Raw genomic sequence first — 20132 nt, forward strand, 5'->3', positions numbered from 1 at the left:
CTCCGTGCCGGTGACGGCGGCCGGTCTCCGGCCGCCGTCGCAGCGCACTCAAGACGCCGCCGGGGCGGCGGGCAGGTCCCGCCGCCTCCGGATTGGCCCGATCAACAGAAGGACCGGGGTGACCGCCAGCCAGGCGGTCATCACGAAGATTGCCGTCCCGACGCCGTAGCGCGCGCCGATGGCACCGGCCAACACGGCCGCCAGCGGGATCGTGCCGTAGTTGAGCAGATGCATGCTCACCGTCACGCGGCCCAGCAGGTGGTGCGGCGTGTACGTCTGCCGGAAAGCACCCTTGACCACGTTCCCGATGGCCACGCCAAGGCCGATCAGCAGACCCCCGAGGGCCGGCCAGGCCAGCCCGATGCCGGGTGCGGCGAGCGGGATGAGCAGTGCGGGCGGGCCGGTGAGCGCCGCCCCGATCAGCAGTGCCCGCGCGGTGCCACAGCGGCGGGCCAGCGTGGTGGCGAGCAGCGCTCCGATGATTCCGCCGATGCTCATCACCCCGACCAGCGCGCCCACCAGGCCCGGCTCGAGGCGCAACTCGCGGACCAGGAAGACCACCAGGACGGCCTGGTAGCCGATCAGACCGATGTTGCTGGCCGCGCCGAAGACCGCCAGCACCCGCAGGTACGGGTCCCGGATGACGAAGCGCAGCCCCTCGGCGATGTCCCGACGCAGTGACCGGGACGGGTCCACTCGGCGTGCGCGTGGTTCGACGGTGCGGATCCGTAGCAGGAGGACCGCGGAGAGCAGGAACGTGAGCGCGTCCAGCAGCAGCGCGGCGACGGCACCGGTGAGTTGGGCGATCAGACCGGCGAGGCCGGGCCCGACGACGTAGCTCACGGTCTGGGTCGCCTGCAGCTTCGCGTTGCCCTCCGGCAGTTGCTCGGGTCGCAGCAGCACCGGCAGGTACACCTGGTCGGCGGTCTCGAAGAAGACCCGCGCGGCGCCGGCACTGAGGGCGACCAGCAGCAGGTGCACGACGGTGAGCCGGTCCAGCACGGCGGCCATCGGCACGCTGAGGAAGGCCAACGCGCAGAGCAGATCGCAGATCACCATCACCGGTCGACGGGGCAGCCGGTCCACCCACGCGCCGGCCGGCAGACCGATCAGCAGCCAGGGCAGCCAGGCCGCGGCGGTGAGCACCGCCACCTGGAAGGTGCCGGCGTCGAGGACGGCGACCGCGACCAGGGGCAGCGCGACCGTGGTGACGTTGCTGCCGACGCTGCTGACCGCCTGGCCCGCCCAGAGCAGCCTGAAGTCGCGGTGTCGCAGCAGCCCGCCGGCCTCTCGGACCGGGGGCGGGCCGCTGCGGGTGGCGGCGGTCACGGTCGGGCCGGTACGCCGTGCACGAACACGAAGACCGGCCGACGGTCAGCGCCGTCGTCGGGCAGGTCACGGTTGGCCCAGCGCGCGAGAAGGTCGATCATCTCGCGGCTCAGCTCGGCCAGTTCCTCGGGTGTGAGGCGCAGCCAGTGGTCGGTGGAGAACGGCGCGTCGTCCCAGGCGGCCTGTGCGGTCTCGTCAACGGCGTGCCACGCCCGGGCCAGGGCGACGTGCCGGTCCAGGTTGAGCGAGGTGGCCGCGTCGGCGACCGCGCGGGCGGCCGGGTCGGCGTCGAAGTCGGTGTTGGACCAGCGCAGCCCTCGGGTGACCAGCCGCCACCATCGTTCGCGCCGGTCCCGGGCCAGCTCGGGGGCCTCGGTGACCAGATCCGCGGCGGCGAGGACCTTGAGGTGGTGGCTGACGTTCGCGGGCGCCTGGTCGGTGCGCTCGGCGAGCAGGCCGACGGTCGAGGGCCCGTGCACCTTGAGCACGTCCATCAGCCGGCGGCGCAGCGGGTGGGCCATGGCGGCCAGCACCCGCGAGTCGGTGATCTGGCGTACGTCGGGTGTCTCCATGCCACCAGGATGGCATTCGCAACAACTATTGCGCAATATCTATTGCTCAACAGTTGTTGCGGAGTGGAGACGCTGGGAGGGGCGGCCCGGTGGGGGCGGGCCGCCCCTCGCTCAGGCGACGAGCCGGCGGGCCAACTCGTCGGCGACCTGCTTGGCGAGGGTGGGCGGGATGGCCGCGGCGATCTTCTCCGGCGTCAGCGAGGCCAGCACGCCCTGGACGATCGCCGGTTCGTCGGTGAAGTCCCGGCTGGACAACGCGGACAGCGCCGTCTGCAACGCGGTCAGCTGCGCCGCCATCGTCTTCAGGTTGTAGTTGCCGGTCACCGGTGCCCCGGTGTCGTCCCGACCCTCCGCGAGCCGGAGGTAGACCTGTCCGATCGGGTTGCGACCGTCCAGCACGGTGAGGTTCTTGTGAACGGTAGCCAGCCAGTTGTGTTCTTCGGGGGTCATGTCGTCGTCCTCCAGGAGTCCGATGGAGCTGAGGTAGCGGCGGAACATCGGCCGCTGGTCGCGGCCCGCCTTGATGGCGTCACGAAAGAAGCTGAAGTGGGTGTGCCAGCGGTGTGAGCTGTCGCCGGTGGTGCGCTTGCCGAGGCGGTCCCACCGCTTCACCGTGGTGCCGTCGGGGCTGTAGATGATCTCGCGGATGTCACGCGTGTCGGCGGCGTTCGCGGCGCACTGCCCCACACACCAGACCGCGAAGCTGGCCATGGTGTGTGTTCGTCCACCGGAGCGGACCTCGAACTCGCCGACGTCCAGCGCCGCCGCGTCGAGGGTCAGGCCGGCCCGGTCCCGGGGTGACTCCACCACCGAGTAGTCGCCGGTGACCACCCGGTCCGATCCACAGTGGTAGCCGCCCCGGTGGGACGGGTCGCCAACGATGCCGACCTCCGCCGGCTCCAGATCGTCGGGCCCGGGGGCGTTGTCGAGGTGGGTGAGAAGCAGGCTTCGGACGGCCAACAGGTTAGCCGGGGCCCGAGTCATGGGGTCCCCCTCTCTGATGGGCGGGGACCGGGCACGACGTCACACCGCGTACGCGGTGCGGGGCTTCGGGCGAGCCCGGCCTGTTGCTGCACGGCGCCGGGCGTTGGCTCAACGATAGCCCGCGTTTTGGAAGAATGCCCAGCTCAGAGCGGGTCAGTTCAGATTGGAGGTTGCCGAGAGCCAGAGTGGACGATCGGCAACAACAGCGCCGAGGGGTACGCCGGGTCGTGCAGAACCTGCCGCCAACCGGCACGCAGCGTCACCGCCGTACCGAGGGGTTCCCCGGTGCCGGGGTTGCGTGCCCACCGCGGATGGGCCCCACCGGCGACCTGCACCCGCAGCCGGTGCCCGACGGCGAACCGGTACGCGGTCGGCCAGAGCGGCACCGGGACCCGCAGGACCCCGGACGGGTCGGCCGGGAAGCGGTCGGGCGTGACCCGGGCCAGACCGTCGCACACGTTCCACGAACGACCCCGGCGGTCCACGTCGCACAGTCGGACGAAGACGTCCAGGTGCGGCAACTCGGTGCGGACGTGGATCTCCGCACGTACCGGGCCGATCACCTCGACCGGCCCGGTCAGCGGGGCGCTGGTGTAGGTCAGCACGTCGGGGCGCGCCTCGACGCGCCGGTTGTCCACCGGGCCGGCCCGCTGGGCCACGAGCAGCGGCCCACCCAGCGACGGGGTGGGGTCGGCCGGGTCGTACCGGAACTCGTCCGGCGCCGAGGCGACCGGCGGGCGCACCGCCAGCTCACCGCCCGGATGCAGGTGCCAGGCGGTCTCGGCCGCCGGCGGTGGCCAGTCGGGCAGGTCCCGCCAGCCACCGGCGGGACCACCCACGTACAGCCGGACCGGGGCGGACGCGTCACGGCGCGACCGCCCGCCCGCCGCTGGCGCGGCCGTCAGGTGCTCGTCGAGCCAGGCCAGCCCCTCCCGCAGGGCGGCCACGAACAGGCCGGGGCTGCCGTGCGTCCACGGGCCGATCACCAGGCGCGGCTCCGCGCCGACGGCACGCAGGGTGGCGTGGTCGTCGAGCTGAGCGGGCAGGAAGATGTCGTGCCAACCGGTGACCATGACCACCGGCGCTCGCACCCGGGCCACCTGGTCGGCGAAGACGCGGGTCCGCCAGTACACGGCCTCCGGGGTGTGGTGGCGCAACCACTCCTGGAAGAACGGGATCGTCACGCCGGTGGCCACCCGGTCGGCGGCCTCCAGCGGTAGGTGCTCCAGCGCGGCGGCCAGCCGGGGTTGTCCCCGCTTGAGCTCCCACTGCCGGGCCAGCCACGGCACGGTCTGCGCGTGCAGCAGTTCCGCCCAGGTCAGCACGGTGTCCAGGGCGAAGGACTCCCCCGCGTACGTCGAGTCCCGGGTGGCCGAGGCGGTCACCACCGCGACCATCGCTCGCAGCTCCTCGCCGGCGTCGGCGGCCAGTGCCCACTGCGCGAATCCCTGGTAGCTGACCCCGAACATCCCGAGCTGCCCGGACCACCAGGGCTGGCGACGCAGCCAGTCCAGGGTGTCCATTCCGTCGTCGCGCTCGTGCACCAGCGGGGCGAACGTCCCACCGGAGCCGTCGGTGCCCCGGCACGACTGGATCACCGCGTGGCGACCCCGCGCGGCGAGCAGCCGGCCGAGCAGTCGCAGCGGTCCGCCCCGCCCGTACGGGGTGCGGATCAGCACCGTCGGCGCGTCCCGAACGCCCGGGGCGTAGTGATCGGTGCGCAACATCACACCGTCGCGGGCCCGGACCGGGATGTCGCGGGTGACCCGCACCGGGCCGGGTCGGGTCGGTGGCAGCCGCAGCACTGCGCCGGCGAGGCGGGTGACGAGGCGGGCCGGCACCGGTCAGCCCGTCGGGCGGCGGGGCGGCTCGGGCCGGGTGGCGCGCACCTCGTCACGGTGCGCCCGCACAGACTCGCTCATCTCCGCCATGAACCGTTGCACCACTTCCAGCTCGTCCTCGCTGAAGCGGGCCATCACCGTGTCGGTACGGGCGCCCAGCGGCCGGAAGAACTCCATGGCCAGGGCGGCGCCCTGGTCGGCGTAGTGCAGCAGCACCTTGCGCCGGTCGACGGTGTCCCGGTCCCGGCGGATGTGGCCGGCCCGCTCCAGTCGGTCGATCAGGGCGGTGACCGAGCCGGAGGAGAGGTTGAGCCGCTCACCGAGGCGGCCGGGAGTGATCGGGGCGCCCAGCAGCTCGGCGTCCATCACCGCGATCAACGCCTGCAGGTCGGTCGGGTTGAGGCCGTGCAGGTTGGCGAAGGCGTGGCCCACCTGCTGGGCGTCCGCCGCGTACCGCCGGAGGTTGTTGGTGATCTCCGCGACCAGCTGCTCGCGGCGCGTGTCACGCCGCCTGTACATGCCGTGAGTCGCCACCTCGCGCCGGTTCTCCCCCCTCGTCGGTCCTCGGAGTTGCAGCATAGATCAGTCGTAGATAGTGTAGGTAATCAAGATACTCGTATTTCGAAGGACCTTGAGGTCACCTGATGTCTTTCTTCACCAGGGTCGCGCGCGGCCGGTTGGCCGCCTGGCTCACCGTGGCCATCGCGATCGTCGTCGGCGCCGCCGTCTTCGGTATGCCCCAGCCGGACAACCCCCAACCGGTCTCGGCCACCGGCCTGTCGGTGCAGTGGCAGTCGACACAGGTGCAACGCCTGCAGGACCAGCTGCCGTCCAACGAGGTCCAACCCGCCATCGTGGTGGTCAGTCGGGGCGACAGCGCCGCGTTGAGCGAGGACGACCGGGCCGCGGTGGCCACGCGCTCCGAGGAGCTGGGCCGCTTCGCGGTGGGCGGGCAGGTCAGCCCCCCGCAGATCTCCCCGGACGGCACGGTGGCGCTGGTCGCCGTGCCGCTCAGCACCGCCGGTGGCCAGGACGAGGTCGTCGAGACGGTCACTGAGCTGCGCGCCGCTCTGGCGGCGGACCTGCCCGACGGGCTGACCGCCGAGGTCACCGGCTCACCCGCGTTCACCGCCGACCTGTCCTCGGTCTTCGACGGCGCCGACGTCACCCTGCTCGCGGTGACCGCCGCCGTGGTCGCGCTGCTGCTGCTGATCACGTACCGCAGCCCGTTCCTGTGGATCGTGCCGCTCGTGGTCGTCGCGGCGACCGAGCAGATCACCCTGCGCGCGGTGGACACGATCGTGCCGGCCGTCGGCATCAACCTCCAGCAGGGCCAGGTCACCGGCATCGCCAGCGTGCTGGTCTTCGGCGCCGCCACCGACTACGCCCTGCTGCTCATCGCCCGCTATCGGGAGGAGCTGAGGCGCGAGGAGAACCGGTTCGCCGCGATGCGGGCCGCGCTACGCCGCACCGCCGAGCCCATCCTGGCCAGCGGCGGAACCGTGGTGCTCGGCGTCCTCACCCTGCTGCTCAGTGAGCAGGAGACGAACAGGGCACTGGCGGTGGCCTGCGCCACCGGTGTGGTCTTCGCCATGCTCTCCGCGCTGTTCGTGCTTCCCGCCGTGCTGGTGCTCTTCGGTCGTGGCCTGTTCTGGCCGTTCGTGCCCCGCGTCGGTGGCCCGGTCCGCGAGGGCCGGCTCTGGGGTCGGCTCGGCACGGCCGTGGAACGCCGCCCGGTGGTGGTCGCGGTGCTGGCCACCATGCTGCTCGGCGGCCTGGCGCTGGGCGGGCTCGGCATCCGCACGGGCCTGTCCGAGACCGAGCAGTTCCGGGCCGAGCCCGAGGCGGTGGTCGGCGCGCAGACCCTGGCCGGGGCATTCCCCGCAGGCAGCACCCAGCCGGTGGCCGTGATCACCACGCCGACGGCGGTGCGGGCGGTCACCGACGTGGCCACCACCGTGCCCGGCGTCGCCTCGGCGCGCCCCGGCGACGCCAGCGACACCGTCGCCCAGGTGGACGTGGTGTTGGACGCCGAACCCGGCACCACCGCCTCGGACCGCGCCATCGAGGCGCTGCGGGCGGCCGTCGCCGCCGTCCCCGACTCCGCACCGCCGGCCGCCGCCGGGGCCGACGCGCCGTCCGGGGCGCTCGTCGGCGGATCCGTGGCCGCCACGTACGACTCAGACGAGGCCAACGACCGCGACCTGCGGCTGATTCTGCCGATCATCCTGCTGCTGGTCGGCGCCGTCCTCGTGCTGCTGCTGCGTGGCCTGCTCGCGCCGGTGCTGTTGGTGCTCACCGTGATCGCGTCGTTCTTCGCCAGTCTCGGTGCGGCGTGGCTGCTCTTCGACCACGTGCTGGGCTTCCCCGCCCTGGACAGCGGCGTGCTGCTGCTCGCCTTCGTGTTCCTGGTGGCGCTCGGCGTGGACTACAACATCTTCCTGGTCACCAGGGCCCGGGAGGACGCCCGGACGGTGGGCACCCGGGACGGGATGCTCTCCGCGCTGCGGGTCACCGGCGGCGTCATCACGAGCGCCGGAGTGCTGCTCGCCGCGGTCTTCGCCGTGCTCGGCGTGCTGCCGCTGATCACATTGACCCAGATCGGCATCATCGTCTGCATCGGCGTCCTGCTGGACACCCTGCTGGTCCGCACGGTGCTGGTGCCGGCGCTGGCATTCCTGCTCGGCGACCGTTTCTGGTGGCCCGGCCGAATCACCCGCGACCCTGCGGCGGACACCCCGGTGTCGCGGGAGCTGGTCGCCGCTCGCGACTGACCGAACCACCGCGCATGCGACGGGGCCGAGGCGATCCGCCACGGCCCCGTCAGCGTCGGGTCAGTAGCCCAGGCAGACGCACTCGGTCATCAGTGCCCGCACGTTTCGCACGTACGACGGGTTGGGGATGACCAGCGGCTTTCCCTCCTGCGCCACCGCACCGTGCCCGAAGTTGTACGAGGCGATGACCGCGTTGAGCAGGCAGGAATTCAGCTCGGCGGTGCACAGGGCCGGGTCGAGACGGAAGTCGGACTCGAAGTACATGTCGCCGATGTACTTGGTCGCCCAGGCCAGGTAGGTGGCGCCGAGGTAGGCGTTGTCCCGGTAGGCGTCGATCTCGTAGCTCTTCTCGAACCGCTGGTTCATCCAGGTCGCGGTAGCCGGCATCACCTGCATCAGCCCGACGCCGCTGTCGCAGGCGTAGATGTTGGACTGCCAGCCGCTCTCCTGCCACGCGGTGGCCTTGAGCAGGTTGAGCGGGACCTTGATGTCCGGCGCGGAGGTCGGCCAGTAGGTGCGACCGGCCGCGTCGGTCAGCGCCGCCTTCACCTCGGCCCGGGTCGCCTGGGTGCCCTTGTAACTCGGCTTGCAGGAACTGGGCGCCGGCTTCGGCGGGGCCGGGGGGACCCTGGTCTCGGTGGGCGGCTTCGCCACCGCGCGCGGCTTCGGCGCCGTGCGGGTCGGCTTCTTCGTCGGCTTCGGGGTCGGGGACGCGCGGCGGCTCGGCGCGGCACCCATCGACGCCACGGCACTCACCGACGGGCTCGGCTCTTCGGTGACCTCATCGGAGGGGGCGTCCGTCGGCGTCTCGGCGACCGCGACCGGCGCCGCCAGGTCCTGCGGGCTCTCCCCCTTGCCGGCGCAGCCGGCCACGGCGCTCGCGAGCAGGAGCCCGGCGAGCACCGCAGCGCCGAGTCGAGCGGTCTGTCGAACCATGCCGGTGCCTCCCCCGTGTGACCGTCGCCGCACCCTAGCAAGGTTCGACCGGGCGGCGGTGCCCCTGCGACGGCGGCCGGGCCTGGTCCGCCGGCTGCTCCCGATCCCCCACCGCCCGGTTCCGGGTGGCCCAGGCGACCATGAACACGACCGTCCAGAGCACCCCGAGCAGCACCGCCGCGGCGGTCCCGCTCGCCGTGTCCAGTCCGAGGTAGAGCCGCGCGCCGCCGATGCCGAGCACGCCCGCGGCGGCGGCCGTCCAGGCGGCCACCGCCACCGGCCAGTGGGCACTGCGCGACACCAGCCAGGCCAGGGTGCAGAAGCTCGCCGCGACCACGGCGTTCTGGGCCGTCAGGGGGGCCGCCTCGCCGCCGCCCGGGGTGGTCCCGTGCGGCCCGGTCAGCTCGGCCACCACGGCCAGCACCACCAGCGGCACGAACGCACCCACCGTGCCGACCACGCTGAGCAGGTCCGCCCGCCAGGGTCGGTTGCGCCACGCCAGCACCGCGGCCACCACCGCCACCAGCACGATCAGCACCGACCCACGTACCACCGACACCAGGACCATCGTGGCGTCTGCGGCGTCCGGGGTGCGCCGGGCGGCGAACCAACCCGCGATCGCGCCGTCCAGCGCGGCCAGCCCACTGTTGCGTACCGCCACGGCGAGCAGACCGGCGATGGCGAGCCCGGCGGCGAAGAGCAGCAGAAGCCCGGCGGCCAGATTGAGCAGCAGCGTCCAGGCCGGCCCGATCCGCATGGCCACCAGGAAGAACAGCACCCCGTAGCGGGCTGTGAGCCAGCGCACCGGGGGCAACGCGCCCGCCCGGGACAGCAGCGCGCGTACCGGGTCGGGGTTGCGGCCCAGCCACCGGCCGGCGAGCACCACACCCAACAGGCCGGCGAGCAGCAGCAGCGCCGCGCCGGTGGCCCGGCCGAGCAGCCGGGAGACCGTGTCGTACGACTCACCGGCGAGGTGACCGAGCAGCACCGAGCCGCCCACCCAGGTCACCACCCCGGCCAGGTTCCACAGTGCGAACCGTCGGTACGGCATGCCGGCCGAACCGGCCAGCCGAGGCACCAGGGTGCGGGCGAAGGCCACCCAACGGGCGGCGAAGACGCCCCGACCACCGAGCCGGGCGAGCATGGCGTCGGCCCGGCCCCACCGTTCGGGCCCGACCCGGTGACCCAGCCCGGCACGCAGCCGCGGGCCGTACCGCCGTCCGGCGCGGAACGCCAGCCCGTCACCCAGGACCGCCGCGACGATCATCGCGAGCAACGCCGGACCCAGCCGCAAGGTACCGTTGTAGGTGAGGAAGCCGACGAGCAGCAGGGTAGCCTCACCCGGCACCAGCAGGCCGAAGATCACCGCGGTCTCGCCCGCCACGATCAGCGCGGCGACCAGGTAGATCCACAGGGTGGGCAGACCCTGCACCAAGGTCAGCAGGTCGTGCACTCAGGCCCCCGGGACACGGGAGTCAGCATGCCAGCCGGGGGAACGACCCGGACAGCAGTTTCACCAGAGATCAGGGGCACCTGGGGGTGACCCCGACGCAGCCTGCGCGTGCGCAGGCGGAAGGATAGAGGGTATGCAGCTTCGCACCGACCTCCGCAACGTCGCCATCATCGCTCACGTCGACCACGGCAAGACCACCCTGGTCGACGCCATGTTGCGGCAGGCCGGCGCGTACGGCGCGCGGGGTGAGACGACCGAGCGGGTGATGGACTCCGGGGACCTGGAACGGGAGAAGGGCATCACCATCCTGGCCAAGAACACCGGCGTGCACTACCTGCCGGCGGATGGCTCCGACCCGGTCACCATCAACATCATCGACACTCCCGGCCACGCCGACTTCGGTGGCGAGGTGGAGCGCGGCCTGACCATGGTCGACGGCGTGGTGCTGCTCGTCGACGCGAGCGAGGGCCCCCTGCCGCAGACCCGCTTCGTGCTGCGCAAGGCACTGCAGGCGCGACTCCCGATCATCCTGGTGATCAACAAGGTGGACCGCCCCGACGCCCGGATCAAGGAGGTCGTGGACGACACCTACGAGCTCTTCCTCGACCTGGACGCCGACGAGGAGCAGATCGACTTCCCGATCGTCTACGCCTGCGCCCGCGACGGCATCGCCTCGCTGACCCAGCCCGCCGACGGCTCGGTGCCGGAGGACAGCACCTCGCTGGAGCCGCTGTTCCGCACCCTGCTGGGCACCATCCCGCCGCCCGCGTACGAGGACGGCGCGCCGCTGCAGGCGCACGTCACCAACCTCGACGCCTCGCCGTTCCTCGGCCGGTTGGCGCTGTGCCGGGTCCGCCAGGGCACGATCAACAAGGGCCAGACGGTGGCCTGGTGCCGCACCGACGGCAGCACCCAGCGGGTCCGCATCTCCGAGATGCTGATGACCGAGGGCCTGGAGCGCAAGCCGGCCGAGTCGGCCGGCCCGGGCGACATCATCGCGGTCGCCGGCATCCCCGAGATCATGATCGGTGAGACGCTGGCCGACGCGGAGCACCCGGTGGCGCTGCCGCTGATCACCGTCGACGAGCCGGCCATCTCGATGACCATCGGCACCAACACCTCGCCGCTGGTCGGCCGGGTCAAGGGCTCCAAGGTCACTGCCCGGATGGTCAAGGACCGGCTCGACAAGGAGCTGATCGGCAACGTCTCGCTGCGGGTGCTCCCCACCGAGCGGCCGGACGCCTGGGAGGTGCAGGGCCGAGGTGAGCTGGCGCTGGCCATCCTCGTCGAGCAGATGCGCCGGGAGAACTACGAGCTGACCGTCGGCAAGCCGCAGGTGGTCACCCGGGAGATCGACGGCAAGACCTGCGAGCCGGTCGAGCGGCTGACCATCGACGCGCCCGATGAGTACCTGGGCGCGATCACCCAGCTGCTGGCCACCCGCAAGGGCCGGATGGAGCAGTTGGTCAACCACGGCACCGGCTGGATCCGGATGGAGTGGCTGGTCCCGGCGCGCGGCCTGATCGGCTTCCGCACCGAGTTCCTCACCGACACCCGGGGCACCGGCATCCTGCACCACGTCTTCGAGTCCTACGAGCCGTGGTTCGGCGAGCTGCGGACCCGCAACAACGGTTCGCTGGTCGCCGACCGCTCCGGCGCGGTCACCGCCTTCGCCATGATCAACCTGCAGGAGCGCGGTCAGCTCTTCGTCGATCCGACCACCGAGGTGTACGAGGGCATGATCGTCGGGGAGAACTCCCGCGCCGACGACATGGACGTCAACATCACCAAGGAGAAGAAGCTCACCAACATGCGGGCGTCGAGCTCCGACGAGACCGAGAAGCTGATCCCGCCGCGCAAGCTGTCACTGGAGCAGGCACTGGAGTTCTGCCGCGAGGACGAGTGCGTCGAGGTCACCCCGACCAACGTCCGGATCCGCAAGGTGGTGCTCGACCAGCAGCTGCGTGGTCGGGCAGCGGCCCGCCGTAAGCACACCGGCTGACCTCACCAGCACCCGGCACCGGGCGCGTCGGCCGCTTGCGGCCGGCGCGCCCGTCCGCTTTCCGGCGGGGGTACGCCGCCCCACCCGGTCGGCCGCCCGTGATCGGCTACGGTCACCGGCATGACCTGGGATGATCTCGACGCCCACCTGGCCACGGTGCCCGGCACCGTCTCGGCGTACGTGGGCCGGCTCGACGCGCCGCCGACCTGGACCCGCCACGCCGACGCCGCCCACTACGCCGCCAGCACCATGAAGGTGGCGGTGCTCGTCGCGCTGCACCGCGCGGCCGAGGCCGGCACGCTGGAGCTGGACGCCCCGGTCCCGGTGGTCAACGAATTCGACTCCGCCCAGCCCGGCGCACCCCGGTTCGCCTGCGCCCAGCACTACGACAACGACGACGCGGTCTGGGACCGGGTGGGTGGCACCGCGCCGCTGCGCTGGCTCGCCAACCGAATGATCGTGCGGTCCAGCAACCTGGCCACCAACCTGGTCATCGGGCACGTCGGGCTGCCCGCGGTGGCCGAGGCGTGGGCGCTGGCCGGCGCCCGGCACAGCGTCACGGGCCGGGGCATCGAGGACTTCGCCGCCCGCGAGGCCGGCATCACCAACATGGTCACCGCCGCCGACCTGGCCGCCCTGCTCGGCGCACTGGCCACCGGGGCCACCACCCCCGGCCGAATCGCCTCGCCGGCCGCCTGCCGAGCCATGCTGGACGTCCTGCTCGCTCAGGAGCACCGCGAGGACCTGGCCGCCGGCCTGCCCGAGGGCACCCGGATCGCGCACAAGAACGGTTGGGTGCGCGGTGTCCGGCACGGCGCCGGGGTGGTCCTGCCGGACGACGCCCCGCCGTACCTGATCGCTGTCTGCACCACCACCGACCTGGCCGACGGCGGCCCGAGCGGCGACGAGGTCGAGGACGACGCCTGCCGGCTGATCGCGAACATCTCGGCGCAGGTCTGGGCCGCACGCCACCAGCTCTGACCCCGCACCACCGACTCCGGCTACGCTGCTCGCACCCCCATCCCGGAGTCGCCGATGCCCCGCAGTCGTACCCTTCTGGCCGCCTTCCTCGTCGTGACGGCGGCGAACCTGCTGGCCAACGCCACCGGCGGCGGCGTGGCCGAGGTGCTCACCAAGCCACTGCTGATGCCGCTGCTCGCCGCGTACCTCTGGCGGGCCACCGCCGAGCGCGGTGCCCGTCCGGACCGGCTGGTGCTCGTCGCGCTGGCGTTCTCCACCGGCGGCGACGTGGCGCTGCTGGGCGACGGCACCGGCTGGTTCATGGCCGGGATGGTCTGCTTCCTCGCCGCGCACCTCTGCTACCTCGCGGCGTTCACCCGGCACGGCGCCGCGACCGCGCTGCGTCGTGCGCCGCTGGTCGCGGTTCCGCTGGGGTACGCGGTGCTGACCGTCATCGCGCTGAGCTGGATGTGGGCGGGGCTGACCGACGCCGGGCTGGCCGTTCCGGTGGCCGGGTACGCGGTCGCGCTGGCCGCGATGGCCAGCACCGCCGCCACCCAGGGCTGGCGGGTCGGTGTCGGCGCCGCGCTGTTCCTCGGCTCCGACCTGTTGATCGCCGCCGGGGTAGCCGGGGTGGCCCAGCCACCCGGCGCGCCGGTGCTGGTCATGGCGAGTTACGCGGCCGGCCAGGCGCTGATCGTCATCGGCCGGGCCGCCCGCGCAGCAACGCCGCCCGGCGCACCGGTCATTCCAGCAACCGCGCCCGTAGCCCGGTGAGGTTCTCGTCGGTGAGCCCCAGCCCGTCGCGCAGGTAGCCGTCGAACGAACCGTGCACCCGGCGCACCTCGTCGTACCCGGCGTCGAGGTACTCGGCGCGAACCTCCAGCACGGGCAGCACCGCGTTGACGTCGAGGTCGGGCTGCCGCCGCCGCATCGCCTCGATGATCACCGCGCGCAGGCTGTCGGTCAGCGCGTTGTTGCGCAGGTAGTCGGCGCGGATCGCGGCCTCGTCCACCCCGAGCGCGGTCAACAGGATGACGGTGAGCCAACCGGTGCGGTCCTTGCCGGCGGAGCAGTGGTAGACCAGCGGCAGGTTCTCCGGCTGGGCGGCCAGCCGCACCGCCTCGGCGAAACCGACCCGGGCCGACTCGCCCGTGATGAACCACCGGTAGATCGCCGCCATCGCCCCCGCCGTGCCCTGCCGGGCCAGCTCCGCGTACGCGTTCAGGTCGTGGCCGAGCAGCACCGCCGAGACGTACGTGAAGACCGGGTGCTCCGGGTCGTGCACCGGCAGGTGCACCACCCGTGGCTCACCGGCGAGCCGGTCCGCCGGGGCGACCGCGATCTCCGAGGAGTCGCGCAGATCCAGCACGCACGCGGGTCCGAGCTTCGTGAGCACCGGCAGGTCGTCGTCGGTCAGCCGACCCAGCGCCGGGGTGCGGATCAGCTGACCGTGGCGGACCCGCCGCCCGTCGGCGCCGACGAGGCCGCCCAAGTCACGGGCGTTCGGTGCGCCCACCAGCTCCCAGCCCTGCCCGGTCATCCGGTCTCCCCTCCCGCCGTGTACCTGCGTATAGGGTGCCCTACATGACGATCTCGGCGGTACGCACCCACCGGGTTTCCGCCCCCTTACACACCCCGTTCGTCACCGCGCTGCGTCGTACCACCACAGTGGACACGCTGATCGTCGAGCTGATCGATGCCGATGGTCGGTCCGGCTTCGGCGAGGCGCCCCAGGTCTGGCAGGTCACCGGCGCCTCAGTCGGCGGTGCGCAGGCGTGCGTACACGAGTTGCTCGGCCCACAGCTGATCGGCCGTGACCCGGACGACCTGGTGGCCCGTTGCGCCGAGGTGCAGCGCGCCGTGGTCGGCAACGAGGCCGCGAAGGCGGCGGTGGACGTGGCCCTGCACGACCTGGCCGCCCGGCGGTTGGGCGTACCCCTGGTGCGGTTGCTCGGGGGCACCACGCTGCGGGTGCCGACGGACGTCACGCTGGCGGCAGGCGACGCGGTTGACCTGGCGGCGGCCGGGCGGCAGCGGCAGGCCGACGGCTTCGGCGTTCTCAAGGTGAAGGTCGGCACCGACGCGACCGGCGACCTGGAGCGGGTGCGGGCCGTCCGCGCGGCCGTCGGCCCGGGGATCCGGATCCGGCTCGACGCCAACCAGGGCTGGACGCCCCGGGAGGCGGTCCGCGTCATCCGTGGCATCGAGGACGCCGGGCTCGACGTGGAGCTGGTCGAGCAGCCGGTGGCCCGCTGGGACCTGGACGGGTTGGCCTGGGTCAGCGACCGGGTGTCCGTGCCGATCCTGGCCGACGAGGCGGTCTTCGGGGTCCGTGACCTGGTGGAGGTGATCCGCCGTCGGGCCGCCGACCTGGTCAACGTCAAGCTGGCCAAGTGTGGCGGGCTGCATCCGGCGCGTACCCTCCTCGATCTGGCCACCGCCCACGGGCTCGGCACGGTGGTCGGCTCGATGATGGAGAGTCAGGTCGGCATCGGGGCGGCGGCGAGCCTGGTCGCCGCGTACGGCACCACAGCGGTCTCCGACCTGGACGCCGCCTGGTGGCTGGCCTGGTCTCCGGTGCAGGGCGGGATCCGCTACGACGGGGCGACCGTGGTGCTGCCGGATGCCCCTGGCCTGGGCATCTCCGGTCTCGCTGAAGCAAAGGTGCAGGCCCGCGGTTGATGATCGTTGGTTTTTTTCATAGGGTCCCCGCAACAGCCAACACGATCTGGGGGTTGACGTGGAGCTGCAACCGGGCCGTGAGGCCGTCGTCCGGGTCGCGGTGGCGACGCTGTGGGCCTCCCCCGAGGCGGTGCGCCCGGTCGACCGCCCTGCGCTGACCGCTGGCGTCGACATCCCGGCCTGGGTCTCCGGCCTGGACACCGACCAACGGGTGGGCGACTGCGTGCTGAGCCAGCTCCTGCTCGGCGAGCGGGTCCTCGTCAGCGAGCTGCGCCCGGACGGCTGGGCCCGGGTCGTCGCCGTCGAGCAGCCGGCCGCCAAGCTGGACCCGCGCGGCTACCCGGGCTGGCTCCCCACCGACCAACTGACCTCCGTCGCCCCGGTCACCGACACCGACACCGACGACCCCCTGGTGGTGGACGCCACGGTCACCGGGCTGCACGCCGCGCCGGACGGGCCGGTGGTGCTGCCCGGCGTGGTCGTCGGCACCCGCCTCGTCCCGGCTGGCCCCGCGCGCGACGGCTGGCGGCCGGTGCACGTCCCCGGTCAGGCCGCGCCGCTCTGGCTGCCCGACGGTCACCTCGTCGCGGCGTCGGCCGTGTCGCCGATCGCCGAGCAGGCGCTCGCGGTGGCGCAGCGGATGCTGGACGTGGTCTACATCTGGGGCGGGCTTTCCGCGCACGGCATCGACTGTTCGGGGCTGGTGCACCTGGCCTGGCGACGGTTCGGGGTGCTGCTACCCCGCGACGCCGACGATCAGGCCGTGGCCACCACCCCCCTGGCGCTGGGGGCGGAACGCCCTGGTGATCTCTACTTCTTCGCCCGACCCGGCCGCAAGATCCACCACATCGGCATTGTCACCGCCACGCCCGGCGACGGCGGCCAGCGGCGGATGCTGCACGCCTGCTACCGGCAGCGGGTCATCGAGGAGCCGCTGTCGGCCGAGCGGAACGCCACGCTCGTGGGCGCGCACCGGGTCTGACCGGCCGGGCGCGTTTCCGCACCCGGCCGGTGACGCGGCTCAGCGTCGGGCGTCGGTCAACTCGCGGCGCCGGTCCCGGGAGGACTTGATCAGGCTGGCCGCGGTGGCGATGCCCAGGGTGCCGATGATGATCAGCAGCGACAGCCAGATCGGGATGTGCGGCGCCCACCCGACGTGCTCGCCACCGTTGATGAACGGCAGGTTGTTGTCGGCCAACGCCTCCAGCACCAGCTTGACCCCGATGAAGCCGAGCACGACGGCCAGGCCGTAGCTCAGGTAGATCAACCGGTTGAGCAGGCCACCGAGCAGGAAGTAGAGCTGACGAAGGCCCATCAGCGCGAAGACGTTCGCGGTGAAGACCAGGTACGGCTCCTGGGTGATGCCGAAGATCGCCGGGATCGAGTCCAGAGCGAAGATCAGGTCGGTGGTGCCGATCGCGATCATCACGATCAGCATCGGAGTGAAGCGCCGCTTGCCGGACACGTGGGTGGTGAGCTTCGCGCCGTCGTAGTCCTTGGAGATCGGCAGCGCCTTGCGGCTCCACCGGATCAGCAGGTTCTCGGAGAACTCGTCCTCGTCCGGCTCACCCTGCCGGGCCAGGTTGACCGCGGTGTAGATCAGGAACGCGCCGAAGATGTAGAAGACCCAGGAGAACTGCGAGATCAGCGCCGCGCCGGCGGCGATGAACCCGCCGCGCATCACCAGTGCCAGCACGATGCCGACGAGCAGCACCTTCTGCTGGTACTGCCGGGGCACGCCGAAGCGAGCCATGATGATCACGAAGACGAAGAGATTGTCCACCGAGAGGCTGTACTCGGTGAGCCAGCCGGTGTAGAACTGCCCGGCCGCGCTGGCGCCCGCGCTCAACCAGACACCGGCACCGAAGAGCAGGGCCAGACCGACGTAGAAGCCGACCCAGAGGCTCGACTCCCGCACACTCGGCTCGTGCGGGCGCCGACCGATGATCAACAGGTCGACGAGCAGGACCGCAGTCAGTGCGACCAGCGTCCCCGCCCACACCAATCCGGACACGTCCAACGTTCATTCCTCCGGCAGACACGCGGCGTCGGGCACACCGTACGCCCCCGAAAGGGCTCGGCGTGACACTGTCGCTCACTCTGGTGACTGTCGGAGGTCTCTTCCGCCGCCGCCCGTGAACGGGACGGCGACCTACGGGGCCGGGTCGGGCCGCCGTGGTTCCGGCGATCGACCGTGCTGACGACTCCGTTGCGGGGGAATACTCCCCTCCTCGGTGACCATTGTTGCCCACCACGCCCCGTGATCACACCCGGGGCGGCCGGTGGGGCCGGCCACTCGTCGGCGGGAAATACCGCGCGCGCCACACCCGCTAAGCCGTCCTAGGAGGCTAGTGCGAGCCGGGTGCGGCGATCGGGTCGGCCAGCGACCAGCCGGCGGCGAGCAGGGCGTCGCAGGCCCGCACCGCCCGGGCCAACCGCTCGGCGTGTGACCCGGGCAGCTCCACCACCGGCACCCCGCACCCGGCCAGTTCGGTGCGGAACCGCTCGGTCATCCAACCCCGCAGGTGCTCGCCGTCGCGCAGCCCGTCATCACTGAAGGGCACGTCCCGGTGGTCGGTCAGCAGATACAACGCCGGCCGGCGGGCCGCCGCCCGTACCTCCGGCGACACGCTGCCGAGGTAGCGCTCCTCCCACACCGCGGTGGCCCGCGCGTCGGTGTCGCAGACCAGCAGCGGCCCGCTCAGCCGAGCCGCCGCGTCCTCGGCCACCTGCTGCTCGCGGACCACAGCGCGGAAGTCGTCCCGGTCCCAGGTGACGTCGAAGACGGTCGCCTCCGGTAACCGTTCCCGCAACCGGGCCAGCTTGCGGGCGGTCAACTCCCGGCCGTACTCCGGCACCCACGGCGTGCCGTAGTGCGCCGCGAGCGCCGCGGCCATCGTGGTGGTGCCGGTCGATTCGGCGCCGACCACCACCACCCGCCGGACGAACCAGGCGCGCACCGGCGGGCTCAGCCACCGCCAGTGACCCGCCGGGTCCGCGCGGACGGCCGTGCCGGACACCGGCACGGTCCGCCGATCCGGATCCACCGACACGGGTACGGCGTCGAAGCGGCGAGCCAGCTCGGCGCCGTACGCCTCGGAGGAGAAGACCACGTCCACCTGCCCCGGCCCGACCGCCTCGCGGAACACCGCGCAGTGCGCGTCCCAGACGGCCGGGTCGGCGTAGTCCACCGGGTGGTCGTCGTACCGGCCGACGAAGCGGACCCACGGCGTGTCCGCATGCACCTCCCGCAGCCAATCCAGCCGCAGCGTGAGCGGGACGGACTCCCGGCGCGAGGGCGCCACGACGACGGTGACCGTGGAACAGCGAGCGGCAGCGGCCGCGATCAGCGCGTGGTGCCCGGCGTGTGGCGGGTAGAACTTCCCCACCACCATCCCGTGCCCGAACTCAGGGGCACCCGCCCGCGCCGGCTGGCACGATGTCGGCGCACGGCCCGGCGCCCCGGCGCTCACGCGGTGACCGGGGCCGGGCCGGGTGGGACGGGCGTCGGCCGGGCGACCCGACGCAGGTCGGCCCGCCAGGCGCGCAGCCCGAGCACGCACAGGGCGAGGAAGACCAGATAGAGGACGGCGGTCAGGTGCAGCCCCTTGTACGCGTACAACGGGATGTAGATCAGGTCGGCGGCGATCCAGAGCCACCAGCTCTCCACCCGCTTGCGGGTCTGCCCGTACGTGGCCAGCAGGGACAGCACCGTGGTCAGCGCATCCGGCAGCGGCACGGTCGAGTCGGTGGCCCGGTCCAGCAGGACCCACAGCGCGCCGGTGAGCACCACCCCGACGACGGCCAGCGCCAGCCACTCCCGTCGCCCGGTCCGGCTCACCGTGAGTCGGCTCCGTCGTTCGCCACCGAACAGCCAGTGCCACCAGCCATAGCAGCCGAGCACGACGTAGACGACCTGGAGCCCCGCGTCGGCATACAGCCCGGCGGTCCAGAACAGCAGCATGAGCAGCAGCACGTTGGCGATGCCGATCGGCCAGTTGGCGATCTTCTGCCGGGCCACCAGCCACACGTTGAGCACGCCGGTCGCGAACCCCAGCAGCTCGGCCCAGGTGGTGCCCGTACCGGCCACCCGGAACGCGGTGCCGGTGAGCCAATCAATGATCACGACGCCACCCTAGGGGCACCGCCGACACCGGAACAGACCCCGCGACACCGTCGGCCCCGCCCTCCGTGGGAGGCTTTCGACATGGTGCTTGAGGTCGCGCTGATCGACGTACTACCCGGACACGAGGACGCGTTCGCCGCCGCGTACGCCGAGGGTCACCCGGTGCTCGCCGGGACGCCCGGCTGCCGGTCCGTACGGATGACCCGGGGGATCGAGTCTCCGACCCGCTTCGTGCTGCTGGTCGAATGGGACTCGGTCGAGGCGCACGAGGAGAACTTCCGGGCCACCGAGCGGTTCGAGCAGTGGCGGGCATTGATCGGGCCGCACTTCGCCGGGCCGCCCGTGGTCGAGCACTTCCTCGACGTACCGGCCTGAGTGGAGTTGTCGTACCCCGCGGTTATCGTGCCCTGCGCACGCGACGGCCGCCGGTCCCGACGGGCTCGGGGGCGCCGGGCCCGGTGGCCGCGCGG

At 72.4% G+C, this 20132-nt stretch carries 18 protein-coding genes; 7 read left to right on the forward strand and 11 right to left on the reverse strand.

Features of this window, described 5'->3' with window-relative positions; translation table 11 throughout:
• Positions 1 to 48: 48 nt before the first annotated feature.
• The 5 genes from ABZS37_RS18890 to ABZS37_RS18910 all read right to left on the reverse strand — a co-directional run bounded on the left by ABZS37_RS18890 (position 49) and on the right by ABZS37_RS18910 (position 5245).
• The gene (locus tag ABZS37_RS18890; protein ID WP_355170534.1) at positions 49 to 1329 is read right to left on the reverse strand and encodes an MFS transporter; all 1281 of its coding nucleotides are present in this window, start codon (positions 1327 to 1329) and stop codon (positions 49 to 51) included.
• On the reverse strand, positions 1326 to 1901 hold the full coding sequence (locus tag ABZS37_RS18895) for a metalloregulator ArsR/SmtB family transcription factor (RefSeq protein WP_355170536.1): 576 nt from the start codon (positions 1899 to 1901) through the stop codon (positions 1326 to 1328). Before ABZS37_RS18895 ends, ABZS37_RS18890 begins: the two co-directional genes overlap by 4 nt.
• Positions 1902 to 2012: 111 nt before the next feature.
• A complete protein-coding gene (locus ABZS37_RS18900; protein ID WP_355170538.1) occupies positions 2013 to 2885 on the reverse strand; it encodes a hypothetical protein in 873 nt (290 codons plus the stop codon).
• A 158-nt stretch (positions 2886 to 3043) separates the two neighbouring features.
• A complete protein-coding gene (locus ABZS37_RS18905) occupies positions 3044 to 4726 on the reverse strand; it encodes a CocE/NonD family hydrolase (protein ID WP_355170540.1) in 1683 nt (560 codons plus the stop codon).
• A gap of 3 nt (positions 4727 to 4729) precedes the next feature.
• Positions 4730 to 5245, reverse strand: a complete 516-nt coding sequence (locus ABZS37_RS18910) for a MarR family transcriptional regulator (RefSeq protein ID WP_355170542.1) — start codon at positions 5243 to 5245, stop codon at positions 4730 to 4732.
• Between the two features lie 125 nt (positions 5246 to 5370).
• Here ABZS37_RS18910 and ABZS37_RS18915 point away from each other — a divergent pair, with 125 nt between their 5' ends.
• Complete coding sequence (locus tag ABZS37_RS18915) at positions 5371 to 7500, forward strand: efflux RND transporter permease subunit (protein ID WP_355170544.1); 2130 nt, start codon at positions 5371 to 5373, stop codon at positions 7498 to 7500.
• A 60-nt stretch (positions 7501 to 7560) separates the two neighbouring features.
• Here ABZS37_RS18915 and ABZS37_RS18920 read toward each other — a convergent pair whose 3' ends face one another.
• Both ABZS37_RS18920 and ABZS37_RS18925 read right to left on the reverse strand, forming a co-directional pair.
• Complete coding sequence (locus ABZS37_RS18920; protein WP_355170546.1) at positions 7561 to 8436, reverse strand: lytic transglycosylase domain-containing protein; 876 nt, start codon at positions 8434 to 8436, stop codon at positions 7561 to 7563.
• Positions 8437 to 8470: 34 nt separating this feature from the next.
• Positions 8471 to 9889, reverse strand: a complete 1419-nt coding sequence (locus ABZS37_RS18925) for a DedA family protein (protein ID WP_355170548.1) — start codon at positions 9887 to 9889, stop codon at positions 8471 to 8473.
• Positions 9890 to 10022: 133 nt separating this feature from the next.
• On the opposite strand from ABZS37_RS18925, the gene typA reads away from it, so the two are divergent.
• The 3 genes from typA (at position 10023) to ABZS37_RS18940 (ending at position 13628) form a co-directional block, all read left to right on the forward strand.
• Entirely contained in the window at positions 10023 to 11891 is a 1869-nt protein-coding gene (gene typA / locus ABZS37_RS18930) for a translational GTPase TypA (RefSeq protein WP_355170550.1), read from the forward strand.
• A 120-nt stretch (positions 11892 to 12011) separates the two neighbouring features.
• Complete coding sequence (locus tag ABZS37_RS18935) at positions 12012 to 12872, forward strand: serine hydrolase (RefSeq protein WP_355170552.1); 861 nt, start codon at positions 12012 to 12014, stop codon at positions 12870 to 12872.
• A gap of 54 nt (positions 12873 to 12926) precedes the next feature.
• Positions 12927 to 13628 carry a lysoplasmalogenase gene (locus tag ABZS37_RS18940; protein ID WP_355170554.1) on the forward strand — a complete coding sequence of 234 codons (702 nt, stop codon included), beginning with the start codon at positions 12927 to 12929 and terminating at the stop codon, positions 13626 to 13628.
• On the opposite strand, the gene ABZS37_RS18945 is transcribed toward ABZS37_RS18940, so the two are convergent.
• Positions 13597 to 14394, reverse strand: coding sequence for a tyrosine-protein phosphatase (locus tag ABZS37_RS18945; protein WP_355170556.1), 798 nt, complete (start codon positions 14392 to 14394; stop codon positions 13597 to 13599). The two genes, ABZS37_RS18940 and ABZS37_RS18945, sit on opposite strands and share 32 nt — an antisense overlap.
• A gap of 44 nt (positions 14395 to 14438) precedes the next feature.
• Here ABZS37_RS18945 and ABZS37_RS18950 point away from each other — a divergent pair, with 44 nt between their 5' ends.
• Together ABZS37_RS18950 and ABZS37_RS18955 are read left to right on the forward strand one after the other, a co-directional pair.
• Positions 14439 to 15536 (forward strand): dipeptide epimerase, encoded by a 1098-nt coding sequence (locus ABZS37_RS18950; RefSeq protein ID WP_355170558.1) that lies wholly within the window; start codon positions 14439 to 14441, stop codon positions 15534 to 15536.
• 58 nt (positions 15537 to 15594) lie between these two features.
• The gene (locus ABZS37_RS18955; RefSeq protein ID WP_355170560.1) at positions 15595 to 16518 is read left to right on the forward strand and encodes a C40 family peptidase; all 924 of its coding nucleotides are present in this window, start codon (positions 15595 to 15597) and stop codon (positions 16516 to 16518) included.
• Positions 16519 to 16557: 39 nt separating this feature from the next.
• Here ABZS37_RS18955 and ABZS37_RS18960 read toward each other — a convergent pair whose 3' ends face one another.
• The 3 genes from ABZS37_RS18960 to pnuC form a co-directional block, all read right to left on the reverse strand.
• The gene (locus tag ABZS37_RS18960) at positions 16558 to 17556 is read right to left on the reverse strand and encodes a TerC family protein (RefSeq protein ID WP_355170562.1); all 999 of its coding nucleotides are present in this window, start codon (positions 17554 to 17556) and stop codon (positions 16558 to 16560) included.
• Between the two features lie 328 nt (positions 17557 to 17884).
• Positions 17885 to 18931: an AAA family ATPase gene (locus ABZS37_RS18965; protein ID WP_355170564.1), complete on the reverse strand. Its 1047-nt coding sequence runs from the start codon at positions 18929 to 18931 to the stop codon at positions 17885 to 17887.
• Positions 18932 to 19005: 74 nt separating this feature from the next.
• A complete protein-coding gene (gene pnuC / locus ABZS37_RS18970) occupies positions 19006 to 19662 on the reverse strand; it encodes a nicotinamide riboside transporter PnuC (RefSeq protein ID WP_355170565.1) in 657 nt (218 codons plus the stop codon).
• 81 nt (positions 19663 to 19743) lie between these two features.
• Here pnuC and ABZS37_RS18975 point away from each other — a divergent pair, with 81 nt between their 5' ends.
• The gene (locus tag ABZS37_RS18975) at positions 19744 to 20037 is read left to right on the forward strand and encodes an antibiotic biosynthesis monooxygenase family protein (RefSeq protein ID WP_354994743.1); all 294 of its coding nucleotides are present in this window, start codon (positions 19744 to 19746) and stop codon (positions 20035 to 20037) included.
• Positions 20038 to 20132 lie beyond the last annotated feature (95 nt).

The organism is Micromonospora sp. NPDC005413, assembly GCF_040606435.1.
GTDB lineage: Bacteria > Actinomycetota > Actinomycetes > Mycobacteriales > Micromonosporaceae > Micromonospora.